Raw genomic sequence first — 8,226 nt, forward strand, 5'->3', positions numbered from 1 at the left:
CCCCCCCCCCCCCCCCCGCCCCCGCGCGGGGGGGGGGGGGTGCGGTGGGCCGGCCCCGCGGCGCGGGGGGGGCGGCGGCCCGCCCCCCCCCCCCCCCCCCCCCCCCCCCCCCCACTACGCTCTGCTCCCTCCCTTTCGCGCAGCGAAGGGGAGGGCTGGGGAGGGGTTTGTTCTTCGCTTGTAAGGCCCCTGCCGAGCATGGCTCGGCACTACGGGTTGGGTTTCCGTGGCGGGGTCTGGATCACGTTGTCGCAGCGGCCGTCGCGCTATCGTGCGCGCATAGCGCCTGTCCGATGGGGAATGCATGCCGGTAGTGCTGATCCTGCTGTTCATCGTCTGCCATGGTCTGGTCCTCGTCATCGGGTCGGGTCCTGCTGGCATTGGTTCCTTCGGCTTCCTGGTCGCAGCGCCGCTGCTTGCTGCCTGGTGCTGCGTTTTGCGCGCACGGCACGACCGCGCGGCATTGGGCTGGTATGCGATCGCGCTGGCGATGCTGCTATGGGCCGGCGGCATGGCACTCAATCTTGTCGATGCACTGGGGGCGGGCCGTGCCGATGTCACCCCGCGTGCCAGCATGTTGTTGTACGTGCTTTACGCCGTGCCACTGGTGTTCATCCTTGCCCGCGCACGGCGCGAGCGCACCAGCATCAGCCTGATTGATGCAGCTATGGCAGTGCTGTTGGGTGTGCTGTTCTTCGTGCATACCGGCTTCTTTGCCGACCGCATCGACGCGGACGAACAGGCGATGCGCAACATGCGCTACATGTTTGATATCCAGAACCTGTGCATTGCCAGCTTCGCAACCGTGCGCTGGCTCGCCGGTGATGTGCCGGAGTGGCGCAGCTTCTTTCGCGCGCTGGCGCTGTATGCACTTGCGTACCTGCTGACAGCCGGTTACATCAACCACTTAAGCTCGGAAGATTCCTTCGGTGCGTACAACGATCTACTGATCGATCTGCCATTCCTTCTGTTGATGTTGCTGGCCGTGCGTAGGGTATCGGCTCCTGTCTTCCTGCCGGACCCGCGGCTGTCGCGGCTGGTGCAGGCGGGCGGCCCGATGATCCTGCCTTTGCTGCTGCTCGTAGTGGGGACCTTGGTGGTGGACCATGCACGAACGCTGGCTGTGGCCGGCTTCGTGGTCGCCACCATTGGCTTCAGCCTGCGCAGCACGCTGCTGCAGATGGGCCTGTTGGAACGACAGGCAGCGCTGGATCAGCTGGCAAGGCAGGATGGCCTGACCGGCGTGGCCAACCGTCGCCAGTTCGATGCTGTCCTGCAGGCCGAGGCCAGCCGCGTACATCGCAGTGGCGCCGGCCTGGGGCTGCTGCTGGTCGATATCGATCACTTCAAGGCATTCAATGATGCCCACGGGCACCCGGCCGGTGATCGTTGCCTGCAGGCGGTTGCAGCACGGCTGCAGGCGAATGTCCGGCGTGCGGGCGATTGTCTGGCGCGTTACGGCGGAGAAGAGTTCGCGGTGATCATCCCGGACTGCGCGCGGGAAGATGCGATCGCCCTCGCCGAGAAGCTGCGGCTGGCCATTGAGTCGCTCGCCTTGCCGGAAGCAGCGGTCAGCATCAGTGTGGGCGTGGCTTTCCTGCAGCCTTCTGCCAAGGCACCAACAGCGCAGCTGCTGGAGGATGCTGATAGCGCCTTGTATGCGGCCAAGCGTGCAGGCAGGAACCGGGTGTCGGTACGCGATGGTGCGGTGGCGTGGTTCTGATGATCGTTCGATGCGGGACCCAGCTTTGTAGGAATGGCGTAAGCCGCGAAGCTGGGTTACTGAAGGTGGGAGCGACGTATGCGATTGCACGAGGCGCTGTTGTTCTTGCTGTTGTGGTTTCGCGGCTTACGCCACTCCTACAAAGTCAGGGTGAAGTCCGTGTAGGCGTGGCGGTTCTCGCGTAGTACGGTGTCGCCTTGTTCAAGCTTCAACGGGGCGCGGAACATCGGCCCTGCGCCAACACAGGTGTGGAATTCGCCGTTCTCGCCGCAGGCATCGATGCCTGCTGGCAATTCATCCAGAAAGGCTTGATCAAATACTCGACCCGCAAAACCGGCATCCAGCCGCTCGCTGTCCACACAGCACAGCTGCGCATGCAGGCCGTTCGCAATCATCTGCCGAGCCAGCGCGGTGGTGTCGCGGCCAAACAGCGGGAACAGGGTCTGCCAGCCCAGCGTCGCATACTGCTGCTCGCGCCATCGCCGGATGTCTTCCAGCAGCAGGTCACCGAAGGCGATGGTCGCAAGGCCGGGCCAACGCTGCTGAGCTTCGTGCAGCGCTGCTGTCATGCGTTGCAGATACACGGCGTTGTCGCAGGTCTGCGGTATCCAGGCTTCCAGCAGCGGCAGCCCGGCGGCGTCTGCCTGGGCGAGCAATACCTCGCGGCGCACGCCCTGCATCGAGGAGCGCTCATAGCCTTCGGTCAGCGTGCTCAACAGCGCGACGACCTCGATGTCATCGCGTTGCTGGAGTTCGTGCAGCGCCCAGGCAGCGTCTTTGCCGCCGCTCCAGGACACCAGTACCTGCGTTCTCAACACTCAGCGCACATCGCGCAATTCCCAGTGGCTGCCGGCCAGCATGCGCATGCGCTGCTTGAACAGCTCGCCGGCCAGGCTGGTGGTGGCGATCAGGTCGATGCGCAGGTCGGACTGCTTGCCGGTAACCGTGGCGTTCGGGTCAATAGCGCCCAAGCCGGGGTCCACGTCATCGGGTTCGTCCTGGGTGGCCTTCCAGCGCTCGAACAGCTCCGGTGTGCGCAGGGCGGCCTGTAGTTGCTCGGCGAAGGCATCCGCGCCGCTGGCGGTGAATGACAGGCGCGGGTCGTTGCCACGGGCTTTGGCCGGATCGGGCAGCGATATGGAATAGAGCACGGACATGGGGTGCCTCCTTGGTAGAGCGTCAGACTAGCGCGTCAAATGTAGTGGTTTTGTCCAGATGATGCGGGTTGATCAGCTACCGAAGGTATGCGGTTCATCGGCAAAACCAATAGTCACTGCGCCTTTGCCCACGTTGACCATGCCGGTCAGGCTCATCACTGCCTCCAGCAGCGCTACGCCGTGCTGGTCGCAGGTGTCGCGCAGCTGCCGGTAGCCGGGCAGGGCACGCAGCTCGTCCAGCGGGCCGCCGTAGCTGACGCAGACCGTCGGGGTGATCAGGCCGTGCACCACACGCTTGCCTACGAAGTCGAACAAGGCCTGCACGGCAGGCTCGAAGCCTTTGATCTTGGCCACCGGTTCGGTATTGCCACGGTAGCCGTGCAGGACGGGTTTGATGTCCAGCGCACTGCCGAGTGCGACGCTGAGCAGGCCGACGCTGCGGTCGCCCTTGTGGCGGGCGCGCGCGCGCAGGTAGTAGAGGTCACGGGTGACCATGTAGCCGTGCACATTGCTCGCCACCAGCTCCAGTCGTTCGCGCATCTGCGGAACGGTGGCACCGCTGTCGCGCAGGCGCACCGCTTCCACCGCGCTCACTGCCTGTGCAGCGAACAGATTCTGGGTGTCGATGACGCGCAGGCTGAACGGTGAATTGAAACCGGCCGCCTGCCGGATCGGCTTGTACTCGTTGAGGATGCTGTAGCCAGCCTGCACCGCGTTGTCATGGATGGGGCTGCGGGTGCGGGTAATGGTCATGCAGAACACCTGGTCGAAATCGGTAACCAGGCGGCTCAGGAACAGGTCGCGGATCTGCTCGGCGCTATAGGGGATGGTTTCCGCTTCGGCACTGCGCTCGCTCAGCGGTCCCTGCAGGAAGGCCAGGGTGGATTCCTCGTCGCGGTGGTCGGGGAGCACGGTGTCGCCGATCCGTACGCTGATCGGGAGCAGCACGATATTGTTCTGTTGCAGATAGCCCTTGGGCAGGTCGCAGGCCGAGTCGACCACTATTCCTATGCGCATGCTTTGTACCCCCCAAGGGTCGTAACAGTCCCGAAAGATAGGAACCCTATCTCAAAACCTGGGATGGAGTTGGTGGTTTATGCGGACAACGTCCCAATCCCGGGTAGGTTTTTTCACCTTTTCCTCATTTCATAGCTTGGGGTAGCCTATTAAGCTACTGCCAAGCAACTGAGGCCCCGTCCCCGGATGCGACGACATCGGTGGGAAGTGTCACCGCCTGAGGGTAGGCGGTGAACCAGGGATCAGTAATGGAAACTGCAAGTTCGGTAGTTGAGTTCTGGCGCGCGGCTGGCCCGCAGCGTTGGTTTGTGCGTGACGAGGCCTTTGATGTCGAGTTCCGGGAGCGCTTCCTGGACCTGCACTACCAGGCAGCCCGGCGCGGTTGTGAGGACTGGCTGGAAAATGCCGAGGGCGCGTTGGCGCTGCAGATCCTGCTGGATCAGTTTCCACGCAACTGCTTCCGTGGCACCGCGCACTCTTACGCTACCGACGGGTTGGCGCGGCATTACGCTACCCGCACCATCGAGGAAGGCTGGGACCGCGAGCTGCCGCTCAAGCTACGGGCTTTCATCTACCTGCCGTTCGAGCATTCCGAGGATCCGCAGGACCAGGAGCGCGCGGTGGCGATGTTCGAGGTGCTTGGCGATCTGGAATACCTGAAATACGCCGAAGTGCATCGCGATGTCATCCGCCGCTTTGGCCGCTTCCCGCACCGCAACGCGGTGCTTGGCCGGATTCCCACTGCGGACGAACTGCACTTCCTTGCTGAAGGTGGTTTTGCTGGTTGAGTGTGCGGGAGGGACTGGTGTTGCTGACGGCGTTGTTGGATACACGCCTGTCCGTCAGGTACTGCTCATCGCGGTACGTATGCAGTGCAGCATTGGGTTCGCATGCCATCTGACCACTCAAGTGCATCGCGGCTGATGTCGCTTCCACAAAAGGGCACAGGCTGCATGCTTCTGATTTGCATGTGGGAGCGGCATCAGCCGCGAAGCTGACATTGCTGCAGCGCTCGTTACCTCTGCGATCCGATGTTCTATCAGCTTCGCGGCTGACGCCGCTCCTGCAAAGCAGGCATTCAGGCTGATGTTCCCAAGCTTGTTCAACGCAGAAAAAACGCCGGCTAGGCCGGCGCTTTTCGGTTGCAGCAGCGCGTTCCGATCAGTACTTCGGAACGCTGTTGTCCACGTTCTCCGACCAGGCATCGATGCCGCCGGTGATGTTGAACACATTGGTGAAGCCCAATGCCAGGAACTGCGCGGCAGCCTGTGCGCTGCGGCCGCCACGGTGGCACAGGAACGCCAGCGCGGTGTCCTTGGGCAGGGCTTCGAGCTTGGCGCGGTTGTCGCCGTCGAAGGTTTCGAAGCTGCCGTTGATCGCGGCGATGGCGCGTTCGTCAGCCGGACGCACGTCCACCACGGTGATGGCACCGGCACGCAGCTGGTCGTCGGCGCTGCGCACGTCCAGGTCCTGCACCGGCTTGGGCGCGTTCGGGTTGTTGATCGCCAGGCCCTGGCCGCGGATGTCGTCAACCCAGTCGATGGTGATGCCGTTGGCACGGCGCGCGCTGGAGGAATCGAACTGAACACGCAGGCCGTTGGATTCAGCCGCGATGGCGTTGTCGTCGAACGGGGCCAGCTGGAAGTTCGGCTGGAAACTGGCATCGATGCTCAGCTGCAAGGCCGCGCCGGGCGAGTCGGCCAGGGCGCCCTTGAGCATTTCAACTGCGGCCGGGGTTACGGTGATCGACGGCGGGGTGCGGTCCGGTGCGGCCAGGCCGAGCAGGCTGCTCAGTTCGCCGCTGCTGGCCATCTGCAGGATGATGTCGCTGCCGCCGATCAGCTCGCCGTCCACATACAGCTGCGGAATGGTCGGCCAGTCGCCGTAGGCCTTGATGCCTTCACGGATTTCCTGGTCGGCCAGCACGTTGACGTGGTTGAACTGCACGCCCAGGTCCTGCAGCGCGCCAACAGCCTTGGCCGAGAAACCGCACTGCGGCATCGTCGGCTGGCCCTTCATGAACAGGACGACGCGGTCGGCGCCGAGGATGGATTCAATGCGTGAACGCAGGGCGGGGTCCAGGGACATCGTGAACTCGTATAAGTGGTCGTAGACCAGCTGATTCTACGCTGCATGGCATCATAGGGAATGACTGCCCCGGAAACCCTGCATCGCATTCCCGTACACCCTTGGCGTTGGTTGCCCTGGCTGCTTGTCTCGCAATTGCTGGTTGCACTGCTGTGGTGGCGGTTGGGCTGGATGTGGGGTTTGCCCTTGATGCTGCTCAGTCACGCCCTGTTCGTCGTACCGGTATTCCTTCCCAACAGCCGCTTCTACGCGCCCGTGACCAGTCGTGCACCTGGCCAGGACGTGTGGCTGACTATCGACGATGGCCCGTCCGATGAGACCCAGGCGGTGCTGGACCTGCTCGACCGGCATGGGGCCAAGGCGACCTTTTTCATGGTTGGTGAGCGTGCACAGGCCCGTCCGGAGCTGGTACACGAGGTGCTGCGGCGAGGCCACGACCTTGGCAATCACAGCCATTCACACCCACAGGCGCGCTTCTGGGCGCTGGGCCCGGTGCAGATGGCGCATGAAATCGGCCAATGCCAGCAGGCGCTGACCGCCATCGCCGGAGCGCCGCCGCGCTGGTATCGCTCGGTGGTAGGCATGACCAACCCATTCGTGGCGGCGGCGCTCAAGCGCCATGGGCTGGTGCGGATTGGCTGGAGCGCGCGCGGCTATGACGGCGTGAACTGCACGCCGGAGGGCGTGGTCGCACGGATCGCACCGGATCTGGCACCTGGCGCCATCGTCCTCCTGCATGAAGGTGCCGCCCACGGCCACAACCTGGCCATCATCGACGCCGTACTGCAGCAGATGCATGCGCGCGGCCTGCGCGCCCGCCTGCCGCAGACAACAGCGTAGACTCGCCTCCCCGCCATTGCGCGGCGTTCTGGAACCGCACCATGTCTTTCTCTCAACTCGGCCTGTCTCCCTACGTGCTGCCCGCGCTGCAGCAGGCCTTGCAGCAGGCCGGTTATCTGGCGCCAACGCTGATCCAGCAGCAGGCCGTGCCCTTGCTGTTGAAGGGCCGCGATGTGGTCGCGCTGGCACCCACCGGTTCAGGCAAGACGGCCGCTTACGTACTGCCGGCGCTGCAACGTTTCTTCATGGCAACGCCACGCAAGCCGCGCGTACTGGCCCAGCTGATACTGGTGCCGACCCGCGAACTCGCCCTGCAGGTAAGCGACGTGTTCACCACCTTGGGCCGCAAGTTGCCGCGAAGGCCGCACCTGGTCTGCGCGGTCGGCGGTGTGTCGATCAATCCGCAGATGATGTCGCTGCGCGGCGGTGCCGACATCGTCGTGGCCACCCCTGGGCGTTTGTTGGACCTGCTGGCGCACAACGCCCTGTCATTGAAGCAGGTGCAGCTGCTGGTGCTGGATGAAGCCGATCGCCTGCTGGAGCTGGGTTTCGGCGACGAGCTGCGACAGATCCTGGCCGAGTTGCCGGTAAGACGGCAGACCGCCTTGTTCTCGGCCACGTTTGCGGACGATATACAGGCCTTGGCCGCAGCCGGTTTGCATGAACCACAGCGGTTGGAAATCGGTGAGCAGTCGGCGCCGGATATCGAGCAGCACGCCATCCACGTCGATAGCGCCCGGCGCGCCGAGTTGTTGCTGTCCTTGCTGGAAGATCCGCAGTGGCAACAGGTATTGGTGTTTGTCGGCAGCATCCGTGACGGTGACCGTTTGGCGTCGCAGCTGCGCAAAGCCGAGGTCAACGCGCAGGCGCTGCACGGCGAACTGTCGCAGGGGCGCCGCTTCCGCATGCTGCAGGATTTCAAGGATGGCGAAACGCGGGTGCTGGTCGCGACCGATCTGGCTGCGCGCGGTATCGACATCACCCGTTTGCCGGTGGTGGTGAATTACGACCTGCCGCGCGCGCCAGCCGATTACCTGCACCGAATCGGCCGCACCGGACGGGCAGGCGAGAAGGGGCTGGCGCTGAGTTTTGTCGATTCGGCGGCAATGGCGCATTGGCGCCTGATCTGCAAACGTCATGGCCTGCAGAACGCGACCGAAGTAATCGAGGGCTTTGAGCCTACGCAGGCAGCGCCGGTGGCAAGCGTGGTTGCCGACGACAACGGTGGTGTCAAGGGACGCCGGCCGAGCAAGAAAGACCGCGCGCGGGCTGCGGCGGCGGAAAAAACCGGGTCCTGACAGGGCCCTTGCCGGGAAAACGTCACCTGTAGTGGGGGGGGGGGGGGGGGGGGGGGGGGGGGGGGGGGGGGGGGGGGGGGGGGGGGGGGGGGGGGGGGGGGGG

General features: G+C 64.3%; 8 protein-coding genes. 4 read left to right on the forward strand and 4 right to left on the reverse strand.

The annotated features are described in order from the left end of the window. Nucleotides 1-304: 304 nt before the first annotated feature. The gene (locus ACVOMF_RS19735; protein WP_481510777.1) at nt 305-1,723 is read left to right on the forward strand and encodes a GGDEF domain-containing protein; all 1,419 of its coding nucleotides are present in this window, start codon (nt 305-307) and stop codon (nt 1,721-1,723) included. A 137-nt stretch (nt 1,724-1,860) separates the two neighbouring features. Here ACVOMF_RS19735 and ACVOMF_RS19740 read toward each other — a convergent pair whose 3' ends face one another. The 3 genes from ACVOMF_RS19740 to ACVOMF_RS19750 form a co-directional block, all read right to left on the reverse strand. Next, the gene (locus ACVOMF_RS19740) at nt 1,861-2,541 is read right to left on the reverse strand and encodes a Dph6-related ATP pyrophosphatase (RefSeq protein WP_481510778.1); all 681 of its coding nucleotides are present in this window, start codon (nt 2,539-2,541) and stop codon (nt 1,861-1,863) included. Further along, nucleotides 2,542-2,880: a hypothetical protein gene (locus ACVOMF_RS19745; protein WP_481510779.1), complete on the reverse strand. Its 339-nt coding sequence runs from the start codon at nt 2,878-2,880 to the stop codon at nt 2,542-2,544. A 72-nt stretch (nt 2,881-2,952) separates the two neighbouring features. Next, entirely contained in the window at nt 2,953-3,897 is a 945-nt protein-coding gene (locus tag ACVOMF_RS19750) for a DegV family protein (protein WP_481510780.1), read from the reverse strand. 248 nt (nt 3,898-4,145) lie between these two features. Here ACVOMF_RS19750 and ACVOMF_RS19755 point away from each other — a divergent pair, with 248 nt between their 5' ends. Next, entirely contained in the window at nt 4,146-4,685 is a 540-nt protein-coding gene (locus tag ACVOMF_RS19755) for a DUF924 family protein (RefSeq protein ID WP_481510781.1), read from the forward strand. A 373-nt stretch (nt 4,686-5,058) separates the two neighbouring features. Here ACVOMF_RS19755 and grxD read toward each other — a convergent pair whose 3' ends face one another. Next, on the reverse strand, nt 5,059-5,985 hold the full coding sequence (gene grxD, locus ACVOMF_RS19760; protein WP_481510782.1) for a Grx4 family monothiol glutaredoxin: 927 nt from the start codon (nt 5,983-5,985) through the stop codon (nt 5,059-5,061). A 60-nt stretch (nt 5,986-6,045) separates the two neighbouring features. Between grxD and ACVOMF_RS19765 the strand changes: the two genes are divergently transcribed. Further along, on the forward strand, nt 6,046-6,825 hold the full coding sequence (locus ACVOMF_RS19765; protein WP_481510783.1) for a polysaccharide deacetylase family protein: 780 nt from the start codon (nt 6,046-6,048) through the stop codon (nt 6,823-6,825). Nucleotides 6,826-6,866: 41 nt separating this feature from the next. Further along, a complete protein-coding gene (locus tag ACVOMF_RS19770; RefSeq protein ID WP_481510784.1) occupies nt 6,867-8,123 on the forward strand; it encodes a DEAD/DEAH box helicase in 1,257 nt (418 codons plus the stop codon). Nucleotides 8,124-8,226: the final 103 nt, after the last annotated feature.

It is taken from the genome of Stenotrophomonas sp. STEN022 (assembly GCF_056760155.1).